This window comes from Pseudomonas paraglycinae (assembly GCF_021601625.1).
In the GTDB taxonomy this organism is placed as follows: domain Bacteria; phylum Pseudomonadota; class Gammaproteobacteria; order Pseudomonadales; family Pseudomonadaceae; genus Aquipseudomonas; species Aquipseudomonas paraglycinae.
This window is the reverse complement of record NZ_BQHR01000006.1, coordinates 268,786-291,318: the sequence shown is the minus strand read 5'-3', so window position 1 is coordinate 291,318 and position 22,533 is coordinate 268,786. Positions and strand designations below refer to the sequence as shown.

At 59.5% G+C, this 22,533-nt stretch carries 23 protein-coding genes; 9 read left to right on the top strand and 14 right to left on the bottom strand.

The genetic code is table 11. The features are described from left to right. Positions 1–107: 107 nt before the first annotated feature. Positions 108–734: a retron system putative HNH endonuclease gene (locus L6D82_RS11770; protein ID WP_236189101.1), complete on the bottom strand. Its 627-nt coding sequence runs from the start codon at positions 732–734 to the stop codon at positions 108–110. Continuing rightward, entirely contained in the window at positions 727–2,088 is a 1,362-nt protein-coding gene (locus tag L6D82_RS11765) for an AAA family ATPase (protein WP_236189099.1), read from the bottom strand. Before L6D82_RS11765 ends, L6D82_RS11770 begins: the two co-directional genes overlap by 8 nt. Positions 2,089–2,635: 547 nt before the next feature. Between L6D82_RS11765 and L6D82_RS11760 the strand changes: the two genes are divergently transcribed. Continuing rightward, on the top strand, positions 2,636–2,908 hold the full coding sequence (locus L6D82_RS11760) for a hypothetical protein (protein ID WP_085746263.1): 273 nt from the start codon (positions 2,636–2,638) through the stop codon (positions 2,906–2,908). 62 nt (positions 2,909–2,970) lie between these two features. Here L6D82_RS11760 and ampC read toward each other — a convergent pair whose 3' ends face one another. After that, complete coding sequence (ampC, locus tag L6D82_RS11755) at positions 2,971–4,137, bottom strand: class C beta-lactamase (RefSeq protein ID WP_236189097.1); 1,167 nt, start codon at positions 4,135–4,137, stop codon at positions 2,971–2,973. A gap of 159 nt (positions 4,138–4,296) precedes the next feature. Between ampC and L6D82_RS11750 the strand changes: the two genes are divergently transcribed. Further along, positions 4,297–5,172: a LysR family transcriptional regulator gene (locus L6D82_RS11750; protein WP_096822360.1), complete on the top strand. Its 876-nt coding sequence runs from the start codon at positions 4,297–4,299 to the stop codon at positions 5,170–5,172. Here the strand turns inward: L6D82_RS11750 and gudD are convergent. Both gudD and L6D82_RS11740 read right to left on the bottom strand, forming a co-directional pair. Then, the gene (gene gudD / locus L6D82_RS11745) at positions 5,169–6,512 is read right to left on the bottom strand and encodes a glucarate dehydratase (protein ID WP_102687127.1); all 1,344 of its coding nucleotides are present in this window, start codon (positions 6,510–6,512) and stop codon (positions 5,169–5,171) included. The genes L6D82_RS11750 and gudD overlap by 4 nt on opposite strands. 14 nt (positions 6,513–6,526) lie before the next feature. Further along, positions 6,527–7,873, bottom strand: coding sequence for an MFS transporter (locus L6D82_RS11740; protein ID WP_102687128.1), 1,347 nt, complete (start codon positions 7,871–7,873; stop codon positions 6,527–6,529). Positions 7,874–8,237: 364 nt separating this feature from the next. On the opposite strand from L6D82_RS11740, the gene L6D82_RS11735 reads away from it, so the two are divergent. Continuing rightward, the gene (locus L6D82_RS11735; protein WP_102717055.1) at positions 8,238–8,954 is read left to right on the top strand and encodes a FadR/GntR family transcriptional regulator; all 717 of its coding nucleotides are present in this window, start codon (positions 8,238–8,240) and stop codon (positions 8,952–8,954) included. A 12-nt stretch (positions 8,955–8,966) separates the two neighbouring features. Here the strand turns inward: L6D82_RS11735 and L6D82_RS11730 are convergent, their stop codons facing one another. Next, entirely contained in the window at positions 8,967–9,860 is an 894-nt protein-coding gene (locus L6D82_RS11730; protein ID WP_102717054.1) for a DMT family transporter, read from the bottom strand. Positions 9,861–9,962: 102 nt separating this feature from the next. Between L6D82_RS11730 and L6D82_RS11725 the strand changes: the two genes are divergently transcribed. Beyond that, entirely contained in the window at positions 9,963–10,829 is an 867-nt protein-coding gene (locus L6D82_RS11725; protein ID WP_102717053.1) for a LysR family transcriptional regulator, read from the top strand. Between the two features lie 59 nt (positions 10,830–10,888). Here L6D82_RS11725 and L6D82_RS11720 read toward each other — a convergent pair whose 3' ends face one another. Both L6D82_RS11720 and trhP read right to left on the bottom strand, forming a co-directional pair. Further along, a complete protein-coding gene (locus L6D82_RS11720; protein ID WP_102717052.1) occupies positions 10,889–11,896 on the bottom strand; it encodes a hypothetical protein in 1,008 nt (335 codons plus the stop codon). Between the two features lie 185 nt (positions 11,897–12,081). Next, positions 12,082–13,410, bottom strand: coding sequence for a prephenate-dependent tRNA uridine(34) hydroxylase TrhP (trhP, locus tag L6D82_RS11715; protein ID WP_134022317.1), 1,329 nt, complete (start codon positions 13,408–13,410; stop codon positions 12,082–12,084). Positions 13,411–13,566: 156 nt separating this feature from the next. Between trhP and L6D82_RS11710 the strand changes: the two genes are divergently transcribed. Continuing rightward, a complete protein-coding gene (locus tag L6D82_RS11710; protein WP_085745902.1) occupies positions 13,567–14,628 on the top strand; it encodes an AI-2E family transporter in 1,062 nt (353 codons plus the stop codon). On the opposite strand, the gene L6D82_RS11705 is transcribed toward L6D82_RS11710, so the two are convergent. From L6D82_RS11705 to L6D82_RS11695, 3 genes are all read right to left on the bottom strand, one after another. Then, positions 14,625–14,807 (bottom strand): hypothetical protein, encoded by a 183-nt coding sequence (locus L6D82_RS11705; RefSeq protein ID WP_085745903.1) that lies wholly within the window; start codon positions 14,805–14,807, stop codon positions 14,625–14,627. The two genes, L6D82_RS11710 and L6D82_RS11705, sit on opposite strands and share 4 nt — an antisense overlap. A 102-nt stretch (positions 14,808–14,909) precedes the next feature. Further along, a complete protein-coding gene (locus L6D82_RS11700; RefSeq protein WP_007951579.1) occupies positions 14,910–15,104 on the bottom strand; it encodes a hypothetical protein in 195 nt (64 codons plus the stop codon). 258 nt (positions 15,105–15,362) lie between these two features. After that, entirely contained in the window at positions 15,363–15,713 is a 351-nt protein-coding gene (locus L6D82_RS11695) for a hypothetical protein (protein ID WP_007951578.1), read from the bottom strand. A gap of 254 nt (positions 15,714–15,967) precedes the next feature. Here L6D82_RS11695 and L6D82_RS11690 point away from each other — a divergent pair, with 254 nt between their 5' ends. Both L6D82_RS11690 and L6D82_RS11685 read left to right on the top strand, forming a co-directional pair. Beyond that, on the top strand, positions 15,968–16,786 hold the full coding sequence (locus L6D82_RS11690; RefSeq protein ID WP_236189095.1) for a shikimate 5-dehydrogenase: 819 nt from the start codon (positions 15,968–15,970) through the stop codon (positions 16,784–16,786). A gap of 97 nt (positions 16,787–16,883) precedes the next feature. Further along, positions 16,884–17,402 (top strand): cupin domain-containing protein, encoded by a 519-nt coding sequence (locus tag L6D82_RS11685; protein ID WP_102717049.1) that lies wholly within the window; start codon positions 16,884–16,886, stop codon positions 17,400–17,402. Positions 17,403–17,418: 16 nt separating this feature from the next. On the opposite strand, the gene L6D82_RS11680 is transcribed toward L6D82_RS11685, so the two are convergent. Further along, entirely contained in the window at positions 17,419–18,069 is a 651-nt protein-coding gene (locus L6D82_RS11680; protein WP_134022319.1) for a YceH family protein, read from the bottom strand. A 126-nt stretch (positions 18,070–18,195) separates the two neighbouring features. On the opposite strand from L6D82_RS11680, the gene L6D82_RS11675 reads away from it, so the two are divergent. Further along, positions 18,196–18,705: a DUF1993 domain-containing protein gene (locus L6D82_RS11675; protein ID WP_011335046.1), complete on the top strand. Its 510-nt coding sequence runs from the start codon at positions 18,196–18,198 to the stop codon at positions 18,703–18,705. A gap of 65 nt (positions 18,706–18,770) precedes the next feature. On the opposite strand, the gene sstT is transcribed toward L6D82_RS11675, so the two are convergent. Further along, positions 18,771–20,003, bottom strand: coding sequence for a serine/threonine transporter SstT (gene sstT / locus L6D82_RS11670; protein WP_064384078.1), 1,233 nt, complete (start codon positions 20,001–20,003; stop codon positions 18,771–18,773). A gap of 335 nt (positions 20,004–20,338) precedes the next feature. On the opposite strand from sstT, the gene L6D82_RS11665 reads away from it, so the two are divergent. Continuing rightward, positions 20,339–21,499, top strand: a complete 1,161-nt coding sequence (locus L6D82_RS11665; protein ID WP_007951570.1) for an MFS transporter — start codon at positions 20,339–20,341, stop codon at positions 21,497–21,499. Here L6D82_RS11665 and nhaR read toward each other — a convergent pair. Then, positions 21,496–22,395: a transcriptional activator NhaR gene (nhaR, locus tag L6D82_RS11660; protein ID WP_007951569.1), complete on the bottom strand. Its 900-nt coding sequence runs from the start codon at positions 22,393–22,395 to the stop codon at positions 21,496–21,498. The genes L6D82_RS11665 and nhaR overlap by 4 nt on opposite strands. Positions 22,396–22,533 lie beyond the last annotated feature (138 nt).

Below are 22,533 nucleotides of genomic sequence, written 5' to 3'. Positions count from 1 at the left end.
GTGGTGGTGGGGCGGTGAAAAAAAGGCGCGATCCTACAAGGTTTATGGGGGGAAGCAATGGGGCGTGTCGCGTAGAGGTATTTTTGGCGCTGGGGTGTATCTTTTTGTCAGGGTTGGGCGAGGTAGTGGCGGATGACGTTGACCAGAACGGGAGAGAAGGGCTGGAGCCGTCCTTCCTTGGGCTTCAGCAAATCATCCAGAAGAATGCCCAGCAGTTCTTCGTCTTCCAGCTCGTCGGGACTCATCCCGCCTGTGAAAATCAAATCGTCGACGAGTTTTTTTCGTGCCCCGATCAGTCCGCGATTGCTTTCGTCGGTATGGCCGAGGTTGAGAGTCTTGATGGATTCCTTCGCGCGTTCGGTCTGACCGGCAACTCGTCCAGACAGATAAAACTTCAGCTCGGATTCGCATTCGGCCATCAACGGAGTCAGATCAATGGGTTGAGTCTTTCGGCCATGACCGCACTGATTCGGACGTTGGCAACTGGCGACGATATTGGTGAAGTCCAATGTTCGTTTCGGAGTGCGGTCCTGAGCTTCGATATGTTCGTTATGTGCATCGTCAACGACGATGGACTGGCAGCAATAGGCGCAAAGGCCGTATTGCTCCTCAATGCATGAGCTGCGAACAGATTGCCGTTCTTCCGCCGGTAAGTCCCGGTAACGTAACGTGGTGTTGGCGCGCTTCCATTGGGTCAGTTGTTTCGGCTCAGCTCCTTTGATGATCTTACGCACGACGTAACTCCAGCTTGCGTAGCAATAGCGCGGCTTTGGCCAATTCGATATGGCCATCCGGAAGCTCCTCGGCCAGTTCGGCGAAGAGTTTTTGTGCAGCGTCCAAATCACCGTCCTGCAAGCGTTCGAGCAGGTTGTTCAAGCGTTTTTGAACGTCGCTGTTACGGATGTCGGTGTCCATGACTTCCAGCAGTACCTGATTGGCATCGAGGCCATACAGGCCGTTGTGTTCGTGGAGTTCACCGTCATTGAGCACGTAAACCAGCACGTCCTTGGCATCACTGATCACCAGTGGCGAGTGGGTAGTCAGTACGAATTGGCAGTTGGGGAAGGTTTCGCTCAGTTGGCGGATCAGACTGCGTTGCCATTTCGGGTGCAGGTGCAGATCCACTTCGTCGATCAGCACGATGCCGTCGCCGTGGAGCGGGTTGTCCAAGGACTGGTTCATCATTGCCAAGCGGCGGGCAATATCGCCGACCAGCGCCATCATCGACTTCTCGCCTTGAGAGAGCTGGGCGACGTTGAGGGTGACGCCGTCCTTGTCGATGGCCATGTGCAGGCGTGGTTTGCGTTGCACGCGCAGGTTGGTGAAGCCGGGCATGAAGGCGGCGATTGCGGAGCGGACGGCGGTCAGTTGGCGGTCGCGGGAGGAGGCTTTCAGGTTGGATAGGGTTTTCCAGACATCACTGTCATAGCCGAATTTTATGGAGATTTCGGCCAGTGCAGTGTCGGAAATGCCGGTTTCGTTTTCGCTGTCTTCGCGCTCGCGGAACCATTCGAAGAACCGGCGGAAGTCGACGCCTCGGTTGAGCGAGTTGTCGTAGCCGTCGAGTTGGTCGAAGGTGTGTTTGGTTTTGATTTTTAAAGGGATTTCGAGAACTGAGCGCTCGACCGGGTAATAGGCGATTAATGGAAGCGAGGCTCTGTCATCGTTGTTAAGTCGAAGGCGATATTTATCTGCAAGCCTCGTGGCATCTCCCAGCGAGCTTTGTACCGCACTTTTTCTCCCTAATTTGGCCCGAGCAAGGGCCCAACAGTGGGCTCCCTCTTCAATGTGAGTAAGGTTCGAGTAAGTTCGCGCGCCGTCCACTACAGCAATTTTAATTTCCGCAATCAGCCCGCCGTTTCGAATATCTTCATTAGCTAGGTGATTACCGCTACCTTTGTCGACTCGAATTCTGGCGATCAACCAGCTCAATGAAGTAGCCAGTGATTTTAGAAGGGTGGTTTTACCGGCTCCATTGTTGCCTACCACCACCGTTACATTTGATGCGTGCTTCGCAGTTGGGGCGAATTGAATGTCCAGATGGGTGAACCGACAGACATCCTTGAGAATGAGTCTAATAATTTCCATTACAGCGCCCTTTGAGCGTCAGTTGGCATTAAAGCTTTGGCGCGCATTATGTCATCCCCGGCCACGGATTGATTCGGTGGAGTGTAGATACTCCATCTCACCCGGTCACCCATGAAAATAGTTGCCGCATATTCCAGCCTGACGTGCTGCGCAACACCCTTCAAATCCATCGGACATTTCCTTCAAACCGCGGTGGCGTTGGTGAACTGGTGGCTTGAGTCGTACGCCGATAACCTCATCGGGCCGCTGCAAAATCAGCGGTCGGATGTGGAAGTCCGGTGAATCCTGAAAGCGCATGTGCGCCTGTAAACACTTGTTGGCGCCTTTTATGCCAACATTGTTTGCTTATGGCAGCTATGCGCAGGAGCACTCTCGAGTGCACCGGGTTTTTCTCGGGGTCCCGGACTTCCACACCTGCGCAAAGCTGCCACCCTCTCGTGGAAGGGAGCTCGGCAGTTTTTTCTCTAACTGCACGAGATCTTCACGCATGAACAAATTTGATTCGAACGCAGCCGAAACTCCCGCGAACCCGGATTCCCCCGAACACATCTCCAACCCCAAACCCCGCTACATCCCCATCACCGGCATCGACTGCCCGATTCCCTGTCTCCTGATCGACCGAGAAGCCCCGTTAGACGTACTCCACGGCACCGCCGCCTACCGCTTGCGCTGCGTGACTCAACTGCTGGAAACACTTTCATTGAGCGACGGCACCGGCCACGACGCTTTGCTGCTGCAGGACTTCGCCCGGGTGCTTGCGATCCCGCTGCGCGACAGTTGCGATCTGATGGATGTACTGGGCTGGAAGCTACAGGCGTAGTTTTTCAAACCCCCAAACAAAAACGGGCGACCTTCTCAGGTCGCCCGTTTTTTATGGCGTGATTACCGGGTCAATTCACCCAGAATCTTGTGCGCAATCTTCACCCGCTCTCCATTCGGGTAATTGCGGTTCGCCAGAATCACGATACCGACTTTCTTCGACGGCACGAACGCGACATACGCGCCGTAGCCAGCGGTGGAGCCAGTCTTGTTCAGCAGCACGTTCGCTGGTTCAGGCTGTGGCGGATTCAGCCATTTGACCTTGTGCGCCTCCATGGCCATTGGCGTCGAATTGCCGTCCAGCAGGCGGTCGAGGCTGATGGGGTAGGCGTAGCGTTCCCAACCCAGGCCCTGGGTCATGTCGCCGACGGTGTAGTAGCCGGTGTGGGTGAGGGCGATGGCTTTCTGCAGCGGGGTTTCGAGTTTGGCGGTGTCGAGGTTGGCCTCGACGTATTGCAGCAGGTCGGCTGCGCTGGTTTTCACGCCGTAGGCTTCGGAATCGAGGGCGCCGGGGCTGACACGAACCGGTTTGTTGTTCTTGTCATAGCCTTGGGCGTAGAGCTTCTCTTCAGAGGCCGGCACCGACAGGAAGGTGTGCTGGAGCCCGAGTTTCGGCAGCAGGGTTTCGGTCATGGCCTGATTGAACGGCTGGCCGAGGCTTTTTGCGGCCAGGTAGCCGAACAGGCCGATGCTCGGGTTGGAATACAGGCGATGGCTGCCGGCCGGATACGTCGGTTTCCACTGTTGGTAATAGCCGAGCATTTTGTCGGCGGAATCCGCGGCGTCCGGGAATTGCAGCGGCAGGCCGCCGGCGCTGTAGGTGCCCAGTTGCAGCAGGCTGATGTGGTCGAAGGCGCTGCCTTTCAGTTCGGGCCAGTGCTGGCTGGCCTTGTCGGAGAACTCCAGTTTGCCGCTGGCCTGGGCGTAGGCGGCGAGGGTTGCGGTGAAGGTTTTGCTCACCGAGCCGATTTCGAACAGGGTGTTTTCATTCACCGCTTGCCCGGTGCTTTTGTCAGCGACACCGTAGTTAAAGTAATGTGCCTTGCCGTCGACGGTCACGGCCACGGCCAGCCCCGCAATGTCCTGTTGTTGCATGACCGGGGTCACGGTGGCCTTGACCAGCGCCTGCAGCTGATCGTCAGTTTGCGGGGCGGCCAGGCAGGTGGCGGCGCTGAAGAAAAGTCCGAAAGCGCTGTAGGACTTGAGTTTGTTCAGGTTGATCGAAGACATGCGTGAACCACTCTCCATGAGTGTTGATGGTTTATCCCGCTACACTGCGAGCGTTTTCCGTCGGGCCGGCTGATCGGCGCCGCCAAATCTAGGCAGTCCGGCGTCTTTCGACAAACGATGAAAACTCGGATGAGCCATTAGAAAAATTTGGGATTTGGCATGATTCGACCTCAATTGCCCTTGAATGCATTACGCGCCTTTGAAGCCTCTGCGCGCCACCTGAGCTTCACTCGTGCGGCCGTGGAGTTGTGCGTAACCCAGGCGGCCGTCAGCCATCAGGTCAAAAGCCTGGAAGCGCAACTCGGCGTGATCCTGTTCAAACGCCTGCCCCGTGGGCTGATGCTGACCGGCGAGGGCGAAACCCTGCTGCCGGTGCTGACCACGTCGTTCGATCATATCGCGCAGATGCTCGAGCGTCTGGCGGGCGGGCAATATCGGGAAATGCTCACGGTCGGTGCGGTAGGCACCTTCGCGGTGGGTTGGTTGTTGCCGAGGCTGGCGGACTTTCAGGCGAAACATCCGCTCATAGATTTGCGGCTGTCGACCAATAACAACCGGGTGGACGTGGCCGCCGAAGGGCTGGATTACGCGATCCGGTTTGGCGCCGGGGCGTGGCACGGCATCGAGGCGACCCGTTTGCTGGAGGCGCCGTTGTCGGTGCTGTGCGTGCCGGAAATCGCCCGACAGTTGCACGCGCCGGGGGATCTTTTGCAGCAGCGTTTGCTGCGTTCCTATCGCACCGATGAGTGGCCGGAGTGGTTTCACGCAGCCGGTCTGGCGACCCATGCCGCGCCGCCCCAGAGCATCGTGTTCGACTCGTCGCTGGCGATGATGGAGGCGGCGTTGCAGGGCGGCGGGGTGGCACTGGCGCCGCCGTTGATGTTTGCCCGGCAACTGGCGGCGGATCTGATCCGCCAACCCTTTGCCATCGAAATCACCACCGGCAGCTACTGGCTGACGCGCTTGCAGTCACGGCCTGAGACGTCGGCGATGGCGGCGTTCAGGCACTGGTTGCTGGAGGCTGCGCAGGCCTAGCGCACCAGGCACGGCTTCTTGTTATCGAACGTCCACCCCGGAATCAGAAACTGCATCGCCACGCTGTCATCCCGCGCACCCAGGCCCATGCCTTTATAGAGTTCGTGGGCCTTGGCCATTTGATCCATGTCCAGTTCCACGCCCAGCCCCGGTTTCTTCGGCACTTGCACGCAGCCGTCGACGATTTGCAGCGGCGCCTTGGTCAGGCGCTGGCCGTCCTGCCAGATCCAGTGGGTGTCGATGGCGGTGATGTCGCCCGGCGCGGCGGCCGCGACGTGGGTGAACATCGCCAGGGAAATGTCGAAGTGGTTGTTGGAGTGCGAGCCCCAGGTCAGGCCCCATTCGTGGCACATCTGCGCCACGCGCACCGAACCCTGCATGGTCCAGAAATGCGGGTCGGCCAGCGGAATGTCGACCGACTGCAACTGGATCGCATGGCCCATTTCACGCCAGTCGGTGGCGATCATGTTGGTGGCGGTTTTCAGCCCGGTGGCCCGACGGAATTCAGCCATCACTTCACGGCCCGAGTAACCGTTTTCTGCACCGCACGGGTCTTCGGCGTAGGCCAGCACATGATGCTGGTCGCGGCACAGACGGATCGCTTCTTTCAATGACCACGCGCCGTTCGGATCGAGGGTAATGCGGGCGTCGGGGAAGCGCTCGGCCAGTGCGGTCACCGCTTCGATTTCGGCATCACCGCTGAGTACGCCGCCCTTGAGCTTGAAGTCCTTGAAGCCATAACGCGCGTGGGCAGCCTCGGCCAGGCGCACCACGGCGTCGGCGGTCATGGCTTTCTCGTGACGCACGCGGAACCAGTCATTGTCGGCATCCGGTTCGCTGCGGTAGGCGAGGTCGGTTTCCCGACGATCGCCCACGTAGAACAGGTAACCGAGCATCTTCACTTCATCACGCTGCTGGCCTTCGCCGAGCAATGCCGCCACCGGCACGTCGAGATGCTGGCCGAGCAGGTCGAGCAGGGCGGCTTCCAGCCCGGTGACCGCGTGAATGGTGATGCGCAGGTCGAAGGTTTGCAGGCCACGGCCACCGGCATCGCGGTCGGCAAAGGTCTGGCGCACTTGGTTGAGGATCTTCTGATACGTGCCGATCGGGCTGCCGACCACCAGACTGCGCGCGTCTTCAAGAGTCTGGCGGATACGTTCGCCGCCGGGCACTTCACCGACCCCGGTGTGGCCGGCGTTGTCCTTGAGGATGACGATGTTGCGGGTGAAAAACGGCCCGTGGGCGCCGCTCAGGTTGAGCAGCATGCCGTCGTGGCCGGCTACCGGGATGACTTGCATCTCGGTGATGATCGGGGCTTTGGCGATGTCGTGTGCGGTCATTTGGGATTGTCCTTTCAAGCGTGTTTTGGCGCGGCATCGGCCACGGCGACTTCAGGTGCGGATTTGGGTGTCATACGAGCGGCGAACACGATGATCGCGGCGATGATCGAGGTCGCGGCCAGACCATAGAGGCCGCCCTGGATCGAGCCGGTGTGTTGTTCCAGCAAACCGAAAGTGGTGGGGGCGACGAAGCCGCCGAGGTTGCCCACCGAGTTGATCAGCGCGATCACGGCAGCGGCGATCCGCGCATCGAGATAGGCCTGCGGGATCGGCCAGAACAGTGACGAGGCGGATTTGAAACCCAGTGCGGCAAAGCAGATCGCGACGAAGGCAAAAATCGGCCCACCGGTGGTGGACATGAACATCCCCGCGGCGGCGATCAGCAATGCAGTGGCGACCCACGCCTGCTGGTGTTTCCACTTCGCCGAGAATGAGGCGAACGCATACATGCCGATGATCGACAGCAGCCACGGAATCGAGTTGAACAGGCCGACCTGGAAGTCGCTCATCTCGCCCATCTTCTTGATGATGCTCGGCAGCCAGAACGTCGCGGCGTAGATGGTCAATTGAATGAAGAAGTAGATCAGGCAGAACAGGATGATCTGGCGATCCTTGAGCAGTTTGCCCAGCGACGGCCGGATCGGGGTCGCGGCTTCGCGGGCTTTCTGTTCATCGTCGATCGCTTTGACCAGCGCATCCTGCTCGGCGCGGGTCAGCCATTTCGCATCGTGGGGTTTGGCGTCGAGCCAGAACCAGACGAATACGCACAGGCCAACCGAGAACATCCCTTCAATGAAATACATCCACTGCCAGCCGTGCATGCCCAGACCTTCGATCTGCAACAGCAGACCGGACAACGGGCCGGAAATCAGCGAGGCCACGGCCGAACCGCTGAGGAAGATCGCAATCGCCTTGCCGCGCTCGGCCCCCGGCAACCAGCGTGTGAAGTAGTAGATCACCCCGGGAAAGAACCCGGCCTCGGCCACGCCCAACAGAAATCGCAGGATGTAGAAGTGGGTTTCGTTCTGGATGAACGCCATGCCGGCGGCCACCAGGCCCCAAGTGAGCATGATGCGGGTCAGCCAGATTCGTGCGCCGACCTTTTGCAGCAGCATGTTGGAGGGGACTTCGAACAGCGCGTAACCGATGAAGAACAGTCCGGCACCGAAACCGTAGGCCGCGGCACCGATGCCGAGGTCGTGTTCCATGTGGGTGCGGACGAAGCCGATGTTCACCCGGTCAATGTAATTGACGATGAACATGATGACGAACAGCGGCAGGACGTGGCGTTTGACTTTGGCAATGGCGGAGGACAGCACGGAATCGGCGCCCTCGTTCATCCCGGCAATGGATGATTTCACTTGGTTTTCTCCCACTCGTTATTTTTATGCGGGGTATGTCTGGTGTTGCGTTGTTGATAGACATCATACAACTAGGTTTTTTTGTCCTACAAGCGGGAGTGCTCAATCAAATTTGTCTACGGGGAGTGGTTTTTATGCTTTTTCAGATATTAATTGCCGTATTTGTTGGCTTTGGTAAGGGTTGTGTCAGATATGAGAAAGCTTTCTAGGGCAGTGATCGTGGGGCGATTGCTCGGCGAAGTGCGTGGTTTTCTAGCTAAAATCGAGTGTTGTCATACAAGTTTGGCCCCGAAATTCATAGGAGCTCATACAAGTCATCGCCGCCAGTGCTACGATCGGTTTGCCTCGATCACCGGAACCGACCATGCAAGAAGACCTCGACGCTCCCGCTCGTAAACGCGCGCACAACCTGGCCCATGATCTGGTGGAAAAACTCACCCAGAGCATCCTGCTCGGCCAGATGTTGCCCGGTGACAAGTTGCCGTCGGAAAACTCGATCGTTCAGGAACACGGCGTCAGTCGCACCGTGGTGCGTGAGGCGATTTCAAAATTGCAGGCGTCGGGGCTGGTGGAGACGCGGCACGGCATCGGCACCTTCGTGATCGAGCGCGCGCCGGAGCAGGGATTGCGGCTGAATGTCGACACCGCGCTGGGCGTGCGCAGCATTCTCGAATTGCGCATGGGACTGGAGACGCAAGCGGCGGCACTGGCTGCGCAGCGCCGCACCGAGCAACAACTGGCGCAGATGCGTCAGGCGCTGGACGACTATCAGCGTCTATTGGCCAACAACGACAGTTGCGTCGAGGCCGACCGGCGCTTCCACCTGCTGATTGCCGAAGCCACCGGCAATGTCTGCTTCACCGAAATCATGCAGCACCTGGGCAGCGCAATGATCCCGCGCACCCGGGTCAACGCGGCCGAGCGCGGGGCGGTGGATTTGAGCAAGCTCGGGCAACTGGCGAATCTTGAGCATGAAGCGATCCTCAATGCGATCAAGCGTCAGGACCCGGACGCGGCGCGTGCGGCGATGTGGCTGCACCTGACCAATAGTCGTGACCGGTTTTCGGCGGGCGGCGCCTAACGCCGCCGCGACTCAAGTCTCTATGGCCCGCACCACCGTCGGCCGCTCCAGATTCAACGCCAGGACACTGATCAGCACTACCGCCGAGCCCACCAGCACCAATAGCGTCGGGCGCTCACCTAAACCCACCGAGGCAATCCCCATCGCGGTCGGCGGAATCAGGTACAGCGTCATCGTCGCCCGACTCAGATCCACATGCTTGAGCACGAATGCCCACGCCAGATAGGCGAGGGCGCTGGGAAACACGCCCAGACCCAGCACCGCCCATTGCACCCGCAGTGGCGCACTGGCCACGCTGTCGGCCAGCCCCGGCAAGTAGATCAACAGCAACAGTGTGCCGGACCACACCGTGTAACAAACCAGCGTCAGCCCGTCGTAGCGTCCGGCGTGGTGTTTTTGCAGAGCGAAGTAAACGCTCCATGACACGGCGGCCAGCAGGATCAATAAACCGTGCGCGTCGAGGCTGCCGAGGCCGCGATCGCCGCTGACCACGATCACCACGCCGACGAATCCCAGCAACACACAACCCCAGCGCCAGACGCTGACCCGATCCTTGAACAGGAACCGCGCCAGCAGCGTGCTGAACAGTGGCGTCGATTGCGCCAGCACACTCGACGCGCCAGCGCTGACGCTTTGCTGACCAATGTTCAGCACCACGTGATGCAGGCTGACGGCAAAGAAGCCCAGGGCAAACAACAGCGGCAAATCCTGCAGGCGCGGCAGATGAATGCCCTTGAAACCTGCAATCACCGCCATGAAAAGCGACGCCAGCAGAAACCGCAGCAAGGCCAGATGACCGGGGTCGTAGGCTTGCAGGCCGATGTGGATGCCGGTCGGCGAATAGGCCCAGCAACCGACCACGAAAGCCATGGCCAACAGAATTTTCAAAGGCGAAGTGGAAGGCATGAGCGAGGCACCAAGAGGGTTGATGCGCCAAGTATCCGGGCGGTCAATCATTCGTCACAACTGACTTATACTGCGCCAACCATTCACTGTGAGTGACGAATTATGGAGCTGGCGCAGATCCGCATGTTCAAGACCGTGGCCGAGGTCGGCAGCATCGCCAAAGCGGCTGAAAAGCTGTTTTGCGTCCCGTCGAATATCACGGCACGGATCAAATCCCTGGAAGCGGAACTGGGTGTGGCGTTGTTTCTGCGCGAAGGGCGCGGGCTGCGGATCAGTCCGGCGGGGCAGACCTTTCTCGCTTATGCAGAGAAGATTCTGGCACTGACGGCTGAAGCCAAGCGCGCAGTCGATCCTGCCGCCGAACCTTCCGGGCCGCTACGCATCGGCGCCATCGAATCTTCGGCGACCGGGCGTTTGCCGCGCCTGCTGGCAAAATTTCACAAGCGCTACCCGAACGTGGCGCTGGAACTGACCACCGGCACCTGGGGGCAACTGCTCGACGATACCGTCAGCCATCGACTCGACGGCGCGATCGTTGCGGTGGACGTCGAGCGCTCGCAGCTCAAGCGCACGCCGATGTATCGCGAAGAATTGCTGCTGATCGCATCGACCTCGTTCGGGCCGGTGCGCGACCTCGACGATTTGCAGGACAAAACCGTGTTCATGTGGCCGCAAGGCTGTCCGTATCGCGCCGCGTTGGAGCACTGGCTGTTGCGTAAGGGCCTGGCGTTGCCGATTGTCAGTCTGGCCAGTTACGGGGCGATTGTCGGTTGCGTGAGTGCCGGCGCCGGCGTGGCCCTGGTGCCTAAAGGCGTGTTCGAGCAATACGCCAAAGGCGCGGGGTGTGCGGGTTACGAATTCCCGGAACTGGCGGCCATCGACAACTTGTTCTACTGGCATGAAAACGCCGGGGTGCACCCGGCGCGTGAGGCATTTGTGGCGATGTTGCGCGAGGAGTTCGCTGGATAAAGCAATCACCTTCACCCTGACCCCTCATGAGGGATACGGGGCGACTTGACGGTCTTGCATCAACCATCGGCGCTATGGTTTACCGGCGCGAATTCTGCTTTTACGAAATATGTTTTTTCTTCAGCTTCCAGATTCGAATTGCCTGCCTGTGCGCCGACTTCAACTAGTTTTGCCTTAACTGACAGTTCCAGGTTTTTGTCCGTGGAGAATGACGTGGTCTCTTTTATTTCCAGTGAGGCTGTCAGGCACCCGCCGACTTCGCGGGCGAATACGACAGCCTTCCAGGATGGCTCGTAGGAAAGCCAAAAGAAGTTGTCTCGATCGGCTTTGCTGTCTGCTTTCCAGGATCTGCCAGTTAGCGAGAATTCACGAGTGTCGAGTGTGTCAGTGTCGCGCTCAGTTTTACCCATGTAACTGGCATCTCCACCTCCCAGGGAGCCGGCTTGCACCGACACTCCTCCGGTAATGGTATTGCGGGTTTTGTCCGAGGCTTTTTTGGTAATGCTGATTTTCGTAGCCCCGAGATGGACTAGCAGCTTGATCAGTTCTGACTCGCGCTCTTCCAGAAGGATTGCATCGTAGCTGTCGCTTGGGATGTACAGTTTCCCATTTTCCGGATTTGGGTAGTCATTCAGTGGGTGTTTACGGTACGCCTTGCCAACAACGGGGTGCCCAGGCTGGAAGCGATATCCAGCGTCTTTTGCTTGGCTGCGGGACAACGAATGGTGTCGTATGTACGCTGCGAGCGAACGTGATTCCTCTGTTATGACTGGGAGCGGTTGCTCGGGTGTGGCACTGCGATCTTTTGTGAAAAGCGATCCGCCAATGCTTGCTGCACCCGCTGCAGCGGCGCCAGCTATCAGAGAAATTGGCAGCATAGGAGTCAGGAATGACGACGCGGACAGGGCCGCTAGCGCAGCCGCAGTTGGCCCTGAATAGTTGGGTTTTGCACTCAGGAGCGCAGGGTCTTGACCTGAGAGTGTGAAGTTTGGGGTGTAGCGTGAGTCATCTATTTCAGAGGGGGCGGATGCAGGCTGGTCTTCGACGATGTATATGAGGTCTAGCATTGGATAACGCTCCTTGTAGGCCAAGCACTTGGTTGCCCCGCCGTCATTTTGTGATCGATTCCTGGCAAGGGAAGTGTTTTTTGATCTCTCTGTTTATCGGCGTTACTCGACAAGTCTTGATGGCCGCCATCCATGTCGCCTTGCCCGATTGGAGGTTTCTACTCTGAGTAGGGCGGATTGGATAATTAGGCGGCGCCGATATCCCGCATCAATAACCCGAAGCGCAAATCCACCGCATCCGGAATCGGCAGGTACACCGTGTGCCCGTCCCCCGGCGCCACGTCGATGGCTTCACCTTTCAGGTTCTGCAGTTCATGCAGATCAAAATGGAAGTTGCCCTTGGGCGTCATCAGTTCCAGATGATCGCCCAGTGCGAAGCGGTTTTTCACCTTGACCTCGGCCAGTCGATCCCGGCGCTCGCCGGTCAGTTCACCCACAAACTGCTGACGCTCCGACACTGAGCTGCCGTTCTGATAGTTCTGGTATTCGTCATGCACATGGCGGCGCAGGAAACCTTCGGTGTAGCCGCGCTGGGCGAGGGATTCCAGATCGGTCATCAGGCTGCGGTTGAATTCGCGGCCGGCCACCGCATCGTCGATGGCCCGGCGATAGACCTGGGTGGTGCGTGCGCAATAGAAGTGCGATTTGGTCCGGCCTTCGATCTTCAGTGAGTGCACGCCCATGCGGGTCAGGCGTTCGACGTGCTGTACCGCGCGCAGGTCCTTGGCGTTCATGATGTAGGTGCCGTGTTCGTCTTCGAAGGCCGGCATCAGTTCGCCGGGACGGTTGGCTTCCTGCAACAGGAACACCTGATCGGTGGGGGCGCCGAGGCCGAGGGTCGGTTGCGGTTCGAAGGTCTGCACGATCTCGCCGAGCTGGTTTTCAGTGGCCTCCTGCGCCGAGTATTTCCAGCGGCAGGCGTTGGTGCAGGTGCCCTGATTGGCGTCGCGCTTGTTCATGTAACCCGAGAGCAGGCAGCGGCCGGAGTAGGCCATGCACAGTGCGCCGTGGACGAACACTTCCAGCTCCATGCCCGGCACTTGTTCGCGGATTTCGCCGATCTCTTCGAGCGACAGTTCACGGGACAGGATGATTCGGCTCAGCCCTTGTTGCTGCCAGAACTCGACACTCGCCCAGTTCACCGTGTTGGCCTGCACCGACAGGTGGATTGGCATGTGCGGAAAGTGTCGGCGTACCAGCATGATCAGTCCGGGGTCGGACATGATCAGCGCATCCGGCGCCATCTCGATCACTGGTGCAAGATCCTTGAGGAAGGTCTTCAGCTTGGCGTTGTGCGGCGCGATGTTGACCACCACGTAGAAGCGCTTGCCCTGGGCCTGGGCTTCACGGATGCCGAGCGCGAGATTGGCGTGATCGAACTCGTTGTTGCGCACCCGCAGGCTGTAGCGCGGCTGGCCGGCATACACTGCATCGGCCCCGTAGGCGAAGGCGTAGCGCATGTTTTTCAGGGTGCCGGCGGGGGCGAGCAGTTCGGGGGTGAAGGAGGTCGTCATGGCGGCGTCGGTCGCAAAAGCGCGGCAGGGTAGAGCAGTTGCGCCGAGGGTTTATTGATCTGGATCTATGCTCCATGAAGAAACAGGGCACTCGCGCTGACGCTGGCTGACTAAACGGGACGGGCGCGGGTGGCGCCTGACTGACCTGGACCGGACATGAACCAAAAGAGTCTGCAATTCAAATCCCTCACCGTGCTGCTGTTTCTGGTGACGGTCGCTTTTATCTGGATCCTGCTGCCGTTCTACGGCGCGGTGTTCTGGGCGGTGATCCTCGGCATCCTGTTCGCACCGATGCAGCGCCAGTTGCAACTGAAATTCGGCTGGCAACGCAATCTCACATCGCTGTGTACTTTGAGCATCTGCCTGGTGATCGCGATCCTGCCGGTGATCGTCATCAGCGTGCTGCTGGTGCAGGAAGGGGCGACGCTTTACGACAATATCGAGAGCGGCAAGCTCGATATCGGCGCCTATCTGGCGCAGTTCAAGCACAGCCTGCCGCCTTACTTTCAACACTTGCTCGACCGCTTCGGCATGGGTGAACTCAATGCCTTGCGCGAGAAGATCGTCAAGGCTTCCATGCAGGGCAGTCAGGTGCTGGCAAGCCAGGCGTTCAGTTTCGGCCAGGGCACGTTCGAATTCGTGGTGAGTTTTTTCATCATGTTGTACCTGTTGTTTTTCTTCCTGCGCGACGGCGCCGAACTGGCGCGCAAGGTGCGCACGGCGATACCGCTCGAGGAGCATCACAAACGTCGTTTGCAGCTGAAATTCAATCGGGTGGTGCGCGCGACGGTGAAGGGCAATCTGCTGGTGGCGATCACGCAGGGTGCGCTGGGCGGGGCGATTTTCTGGTTTCTCGACATTCCCAGCTCATTGCTCTGGGCGGTGCTGATGGCGTTTCTGTCGTTGCTGCCGGCGGTGGGGGCGGGAATTGTCTGGGTACCGGTCGCGGCGTACTTTCTGCTCAGCGGGATGATCTGGCAGGGGGTGGTGCTGGGGTTGTTCGGGGTATTCGTGATCGGTCTGGTGGATAACCTGTTGCGCCCGATCCTGGTGGGCAAGGACACCCGGATGCCGGACTACATGATCCTGATCTCGACCCTGGGCGGATTGGCCGTCTTCGGGCTCAACGGCTTTGTGATCGGGCCGCTGATCGCGGCCCTGTTCATGTCGAGCTGGGCGCTGTTCATCGAGAGCAAACCGAAAGTGCAGCTGCCTTAGGCCTTGAACGGATCGTTGACCAGTTGCTGTGACAGTGCCTGGGCGGCCGGCAAGGACGTGAGCGGGCCGCTGACCGGCTCGCCGTCGCGAACCAGATACCAGCAGGCGAGCAAGCCCAGCTCTCTGAGCGATGCGGGAACGGCGCTGCCGATAACGGACATGATTTGAACCTGAGCCATGAGAAGTACCTCCATCAATCTATGGAGCTACCTTAGGGAATTGGCCTTTTCAGGAACAATCAACGCTTTCGATAGTGGTCATTGATGCCAGTGAGGACTGGCTCAATCCACCACTTGATCGAGCATGTGCACAATCTCGTGTTCGTTGAGAAAACCCTTGCGCACCAGGTTTTCCGCCAGTAGCGAGAGAAACTTCGCCGTGCGGTGGCCTTCCAGGTGCTTGAGTTCGGTCAGGGCGTTGTAGACCTTGCTCGAGGTGCATAAACCGACGATGCGGTGTGGATTCTGTGTAGGCATTCAAGTCGTCCTTGTTGTTATCAACCTGTTGTATGCGGACGGATTCAGAGTGCGGTTCCGTCATGACAAATAGATGACCGTTTGTATTTTGCCCCCGACGGTCGAGTCCATCATGCCGACTTTAACGGTTCAAACTGTCCCCACAGCGACTTTGGCGAGATTTTTTCAGACCTTGGCCGACGGACGGTTGGCTTTTCCGTGGGCAATAATCTGCGAGCAATAAAAAGCCCCGCTCTCAAGCGGGGCTTCGTGTGCCGGTTACCAGCGCGGGCCACCGTAATAGTGTGGCCGGCCGTAATAACCGCGCGGCGGGCCGTAATAGACCGGGGCCGGTTGGACGTAGACCGGTTGCTGCACATAAACCGGGGCCGGCTGGTAGTAGACCGGTGGCGGCGGTTGCTGCACGTAGACCGGTGCCGGTTGAGCGTAAACAGGCTGTTGGACGTACACCGGCCGATCCTGGTTGATGAGCGCCGAGCCGATGATGGCCGAGCCGACGATCGCACCAAATACCGCCGGGCCCTGCCAGCCACCGCCGTGGGCTTCTGCCTGACCCGTGATCGCGAATGCACCAATCAACAAGGCCACGATGGGGAGTTTACGAATCATGATAATTCCTCGGTTCTTCGACCCGGCGTCCGAACCTGCAACAGGCTCGGGATGGCGCGGGGATACTTCTAAGACAGCAACATTTTGAAAAACAGCACGGCCGCTAGGTAAATTTTGTGTAAGGTCTGTACCGGTTTGTTTACCGGATTTCCGGCATCGGCTGTGATGCCCGGAACAGACCGCCTTATGATCGTTCAGAACCCGATGGCCTGGCTAATCCCGTCCATCCGAAAGTGCATTCGAAGGAGCCTCCCATGCAGATGAACCCCAACAAAGACACCCAATTGTGCATGTCCCTGTCTGGGCGTCCCGGGAATTTCGGTCTGCGTTTTCATAACCATTTGTATGAACAACTGGGTCTGAATTTCTACTACAAGGCGTTCAGCAGCCAGGACCTTCCCGGTGCGGTCGGCGGGATCCGCGCGCTGGGGATTCGCGGTTGCGGCGTGTCGATGCCGTTCAAGGAAGCCTGCATTGCGCTGGTCGATGAACTGGATGCTTCGGCGGCGGCGATCCAGTCGATCAACACCATCGTCAACACCAACGGCCATCTCAAGGCCTACAACACCGATTACATCGCCATTGCTCAGTTGCTGGAAACCCACGCGGTGCCGAAGGACACGACTTTCGCCCTGCGCGGCAGCGGCGGCATGGCCAAGGCTGTGGCCAGTGCCTTGCGCGATGGCGGTTACAAAAATGGTTTGATCGTGGCCCGCAACGAGCGCGCCGGCCGCGCGCTGGCGGATTCCCTGAGCTATCGCTGGCAGGCGGAACTGGGTGACGAGCGCCCGCAGATGTTGATCAACGTAACTCCGGTCGGGATGGATGGCGGTCCGGAAGCGGGTCAGCTTTCTTTTGAGGTGGATGTGATCAAGTCTGCCGACACCGTGTTCGATGTGGTGGCGATCCCCTCGGAAACCTCGCTGATCGTGCGCGGTCGTGCCGAAGGCAAAAAAGTGATCACCGGGCTGGAAGTGATAGCGATCCAGGCGCTGGAGCAGTTCGTGCTGTACACCGGCGTGCGGCCGACTGTCGAGCAGTTCGATGCGGCGGTGGCGTTTGCCCGTAGCTGATGGAGCCTGAGCAACGGCATATTCGCCCGGATTTGTCGTTGCCTATACTGCCGGATCAGCAAGCACAGACTTGCCCATCACAAAAGCCGAGGTTTGCATGCATCCGCCCATTCTCAACCTGAATGACGTCGAACTCGAACCGCTTCCCGAAGCCCTGTCCCCCGAGGGCGAAACCGCCGGGCGTTATCAGCAACGGTTCGCCCGGGTCGGCCAGCAATTGGGCGCGCAGAAGCTCGGATATCGTCTGTATGCGCTGCCGCCGGGCATGCGCGGCAGTCCGTTTCACAGTCATCGGGTCAATGAGGAAATGTTTTACGTGGTGGCCGGGGAAGGGGAGGTGCGCCTCGGCGCCGAACGTTTCCCGATCCGCGCCGGTGACGTGATCGCCTGTCCGCCGGGCGGCCCGGAAGCCGCGCATCAGATCATCAATACCAGTGCTGCGGAGCTGCGCTATCTGGCGGTCAGCACCCAGCAGCAACCGGAAATCTGCGAGTACCCGGATTCGAACAAATACGCGGTGATGGACAACTTCAGCGTCGATGCCGAAGGCAATGCCTCGGGATTCGTCGCGGTGGCGCGGCAGGCGGACGGGGTGGATTACTGGGACGGCGAATAACGCCGCCCCGGTGCGCTTATTCTTCGAGGCGGGCCAGACGCTCTTCCAGTGCTGCAATCCGCGCTTCCAGCTCTTCGATGCGCTCCACTGACACGCCGCTGGCAGCCCCGCGATCACTCGGACTCTGCCGCGCCGCGATAATCGCCTCGATGTCCGCCGGATCGCCCAGTGCGTGGGTGTAGCGATCTTCGCGCTGGCCGGCCTGACGTGGAATCAATACCGCCAGCTCCCGGGCGATCAGGCGTTCCAGCTGATGCACCACTTGTTCTGAATCTTCAAACTCATGCATGCGACCGCTGCGGGTCAGCAGTTCGTTGACGGTCTGCGGGCCGCGCAGGAACATCAATCCGGTCAGAATCAATTGCGCCGGCACCAGCTCCAGCGCCTTGTCGACCTTGTGCTCCCAGCGGTCGGCGCGACTGCCCATCACCAGTTTGGCGAAACCGCGGCTTTCGAGAGCGCGCAGGCTCTGGCCGACCTGGCCCTGGGTCAGGTTCATCACCGGTTCCCGGCTGGTTTTCTGGTTGCAGGCCAGCACCAGCGCGTTGAGGGTCAACGGGTAGGTTTCCGGGCTGGTGGCCTGTTTCTCGATCAACGAGCCCAGAATGCGGATTTCCGTGGCGTTGAGCCGAGGTTCGTCGGAGCGGGTTTCAAATTCGGTGGTCATCGCGCGTTCCCTCTGCAGTCGAAGGCGCCTAGCCTAATCCTTGCTGGATAAAAGACAAGCCGCGCCGCCCTGCGAGCATGGCTATAATCGCCCCCACGATTCAACCAGCCACCACGTGAGACTGCCATGACCATTTCCCTGTACGCCGCATCCGTCCCGGTTTTTCAACAAATGCTCAACGCCCTGAGCGATGTGCTGAAAAAGGCTGAAGCCCACGCCACCGAGAAAAACATCGACCCGAACGCCTTCCTGCAAGCGCGTCTGTACCCGGACATGTTCCCGCTGGTGCGTCAGGTGCAGATCGCCGTGGACTTCGCCAAGGGCGTGTCCTCGCGTCTGGCCGAAATCGAAATCCCGAAATATGACGACACCGAAACCACCTTCGCCGAACTGCAAGCGCTGATCGCCAAGGTTCTGGCCTTCATCGGCGAGATCAAGCCAGAGCAGATCAATGGCAAGGAAGGCATCGAGATCGTGACTCGCCCGGGCACCCCGAAAGAGAAGCGCTTCAGTGGCCAGGCTTACCTGCTGAGCTACGGCCTGCCGCAGTTCTTCTTCCACGTCACCACCACCTACGCATTGCTGCGTCACAACGGTGTGGAAGTAGGCAAGCGCGATTACATGGGCGCGTTCTAAAACGTTCTTCAACAAAAAGCCCGCCAAGGTTTACGCCTTGGCGGGCTTTTTGTTGCGCCGGGTTTTTACGCCGGACGCTGGGCTTTCTGCTCTTCGCCCAGGCACGCGGCGGCGGTGAACAGCACGTCGGTGGAGGAGTTCAGCGCCGTCTCGGCCGAATCCTGCAGCACGCCGATGATGAAACCGACGGCCACCACCTGCATGGCGATTTCGCTCGGGATGCCGAACAGGCTGCACGCCAGCGGGATCAGCAGCAGCGAACCACCGGCCACGCCCGAGGCACCGCAGGCGCAGATCGCAGCGACGACGCTGAGCAGGATCGCGGTCGGGATGTCCACGGCGATACCCAAGGTGTGCACGGCGGCGAGGGTCAGCACGGTGATGGTGATCGCCGCACCCGCCATGTTGATGGTGGCGCCGAGCGGGATCGACACCGAGTAGGTGTCTTCATGCAGGCCCAGGCGCTTGCTCAATTCCAGGTTGACCGGAATGTTCGCCGCCGAGCTGCGGGTGAAAAACGCAGTGATGCCGCTTTCACGCAGGCACTGGAGCGTCAGCGGGTACGGATTGCGACGCAGCTTCCAGAACACGATCAACGGGTTCATCACCAGCGCCACGAACAGCATGCAGCCGAGCAGCACCGCCAGCAGGTGCGCGTAACCGATCAATGCACCAAATCCGGAGGTGGCCAGGGTCGATGCCACCAGGCCGAAAATACCCAGCGGCGCAAAACGGATCACGACCCGGACAATCACTGTCACGCCGTTGGACAGATCACCCAGCACTTCGCGTGTAGTGTCACCGGCGTGCCGGATCGCCACGCCCATGCCGATGGCCCAGGCCAGAATGCCGATGAAGTTGGCGTTCATCAGTGCGCTCACCGGATTGTCGACCACGCTCAGCAACAGGCTTTGCAGCACTTCACTGATGCCGCCCGGCGCGCTTACGGCGATATTGTCGGTGGACAGCACCAGATGCGACGGGAACATCATGCTGGCAATCACCGCGACCACGGCAGCGGCGAAGGTGCCCAGCAGGTAAAGGAACAGGATCGGCCGGATGTGGGTTTCCTGGCCGTGCTTGTGGTTGGCGATCGAGGCCATGACCAGCACGAACACCAGGATAGGCGCCACGGCTTTCAGGGCCGAGACGAACACTTTGCCGATGAAGGCTGTGCCTTTGGCCGCTTCCGGCGCGAACAGCGCAAGGGCGATGCCGGCAATCAGGCCGATCAGGATCTGGGTGACCAGGCTAAGGCTTTTAAGACGTTGCAATAGAGAAGGGGATGAAGCGGTCATAACGGCATCTCTGTTTTTATAGGGTGCAAGGTTACGTGATCCGGGCGATTGATCGGGGGCAGGCCACGGACACAAACCGAAAGGACTGACGCGCCAGCCACACCGTTAAACGGGTGGTTGAACAGGGTGTACGTTTTGCAGGGCGCGGACTTTATCACAGCGTCGTCCGGATCCTTCAGACCTGTGACGATCTGCCACCGGATCCCTCTGCAACTTAGACAGGTTTGTGCAAGTCACTCGGGAAACACTCTGTTAAGATTGCGCATCCTTATTTTCAAGTTCTGCCAGCGGGCCCTCGGGTTAACGCTGGTGTCGTCGTTTTGCTGGAGTTCCTCATGCTGTTGCCCATCCTTCTGTTGTCCGCCGCCGGGTTCACGGTGCTGACCACGGAGTTCGTCATCGTCGGCCTGCTGCCGGCGATTGCTCGCGACCTGGCCGTCACCATCCCGCAGGCCGGGCTGCTGGTGACTCTATTCGCTTTCACCGTGGCGATGTTCGGTCCTTTCTTGACCGCATATTTCGCCCGCTTCGAGCGCCGCAAACTGTTCATCACCATCCTGATCATGTTCGGTCTGGCCAATACCGTCGCGGCATTGGCGCCGAACATCTGGGTCATGGCGATTGCCCGACTGATCCCGGCGCTGGGGCTGCCGGTGTTCTGGGCGCTGGCCAGTGAAACGGCGGTGGACATCGTCGGCCCGGACTTCGCCGGTCGCGCGATCGCCAAGATCGGCTTCGGCATCGTCTGCGCCACCGTGTTCGGCATTCCGGTCGGCACGCTGATTTCCGATGCGTTCGGCTGGCGCAGTGCGTTCGCCATTCTGGCGGTGATCGCGTTCGCCAAGGCGCTGCTGCTGTTTGTCTATCTGCCGAAAACCAGTCTGCACCAGCATCAGGTCAGTTTCGCTTCGCAGTTCAAGATCCTGCGCAGCCCGCTGATGCTGGGCCATGTGCTGCTGTCGATCCTGGTGTTCAGCGGCATGTTCACCGCCTACACCTATCTGGCGGACATCCTCGAGCGTCTGGCCGGCTTCAATGGCACCGTGGTCGGCTGGTGCCTGATGGGCTTTGGTGCGGTCGGTCTGATCGGCAACTCGTTGGGTGGTCGTGCGGTGGATCGTCATCCGCTGATGGCCTCGGTGATGTTCTGCGCGTTCATGATCCCGGGGATGGTGGCGCTGGTGCCGAACATCAATTCGTCGCTGGGTCTGGCGGCGGCGATGGGCATCTGGGGCGTGACTCAGGCGGCGCTGTTTCTGGTCAGTCACGTGCGCTTGATGAAAGCCGCACCGGAAGCGCCGGCCTTCGCCGCGTCGCTGAACATTGCCGGGGCCAACCTCGGGATTGGTCTGGGCGCGATCATTGGCGGTCGAGTGATCGACAGCGCCGGCCTCGGCTTTGTGGGCTTCGCCGCTGCCGGGTTCATTCTGCTGTCGATTTTCCTCGCCATGGTGTTGATGGTGCTCAAGCCGCGCGACGTCTGCGCTCCGGCTTAAAACGCTGTAAACAGCTCGCGTCGGGCACCTTCGGTAATCGCTTTGATGCCGGGGTGCTTGACCTTGCGCTCCACCGAGATCGCGTAGAACGACTCGCTCACCGCGTCGGTCTGGCCGATCAACTCGACGCCGTACTGGCGCTTCACCTCATCGGCAATCACGCTCGGGCCAATGAAAATCCCGCTGCCGGATTGGCCGAACGCCTGCATCAAAGCGCTGTCATCGAACTCCCCGACAATCCTTGGCTGAATCTGCTGCTCGGCGAACCAGCGCTGCAAACGGCTGCGCACCACGGTTTCCGCGCCGGGGATCAATAGTGGTGCACCGTGCAGGCTGCGCGGGAAATCCTGTCCGTATTGCGCTGCCAGTTCGGCGGTGGCGAAGAAACTGATCCCGCATTCCCCGAGTTTCTGGCTGTAGCCCTTGATGTCCAGGTGCGAGGGCATCGGGCTGTCGGAGATCACCAGGTCCAGACGCTGGATCGCCAGATCCGCCAGCAGGCGTTCGAGTTTGTCTTCGCGGCAGGTGATGCGCAGTGGCTCGCTCAATTCCATGGTCGGCGCGATCAGGCGATAGACGATGGATTTGGGCACCACATCCGCCACGCCGACCCGGAACAGGATCTGCTGTTCATTGGGCTGGGCGCGCAGCATCAGCTCCAGTTCGCCGCCGAGCTGGAACATTTGCTCGGCGTAGGGCAGGGCCTGGCGCCCGGCCTCGGTGAGCTCTAATTGCCGGCCGACCCGTTGAAACAACTCGATGCCATAGGTCTGTTCGAGCAGGGAAATCTGCCCGCTGATGGTCTGCGGCGTCAGGTTCAGTTGCTCGCAGGCGCGCACGATGCTGCCGGTCTTGGCCACCACCCAGAAGTAATGCAGTTGTCGGTAATTGAGCATGGGGTTCGGTCCGTCAAATACAGTTCGTATAAATCGAAGTATAGCCGCTAAAAATACGAATTTTCCTGAAGTGTTTGTCTACCTAGAATGCCCAGCCATCGACGGCCGGTCTGTACGGCGCTGTCTGTTCTATCGAGG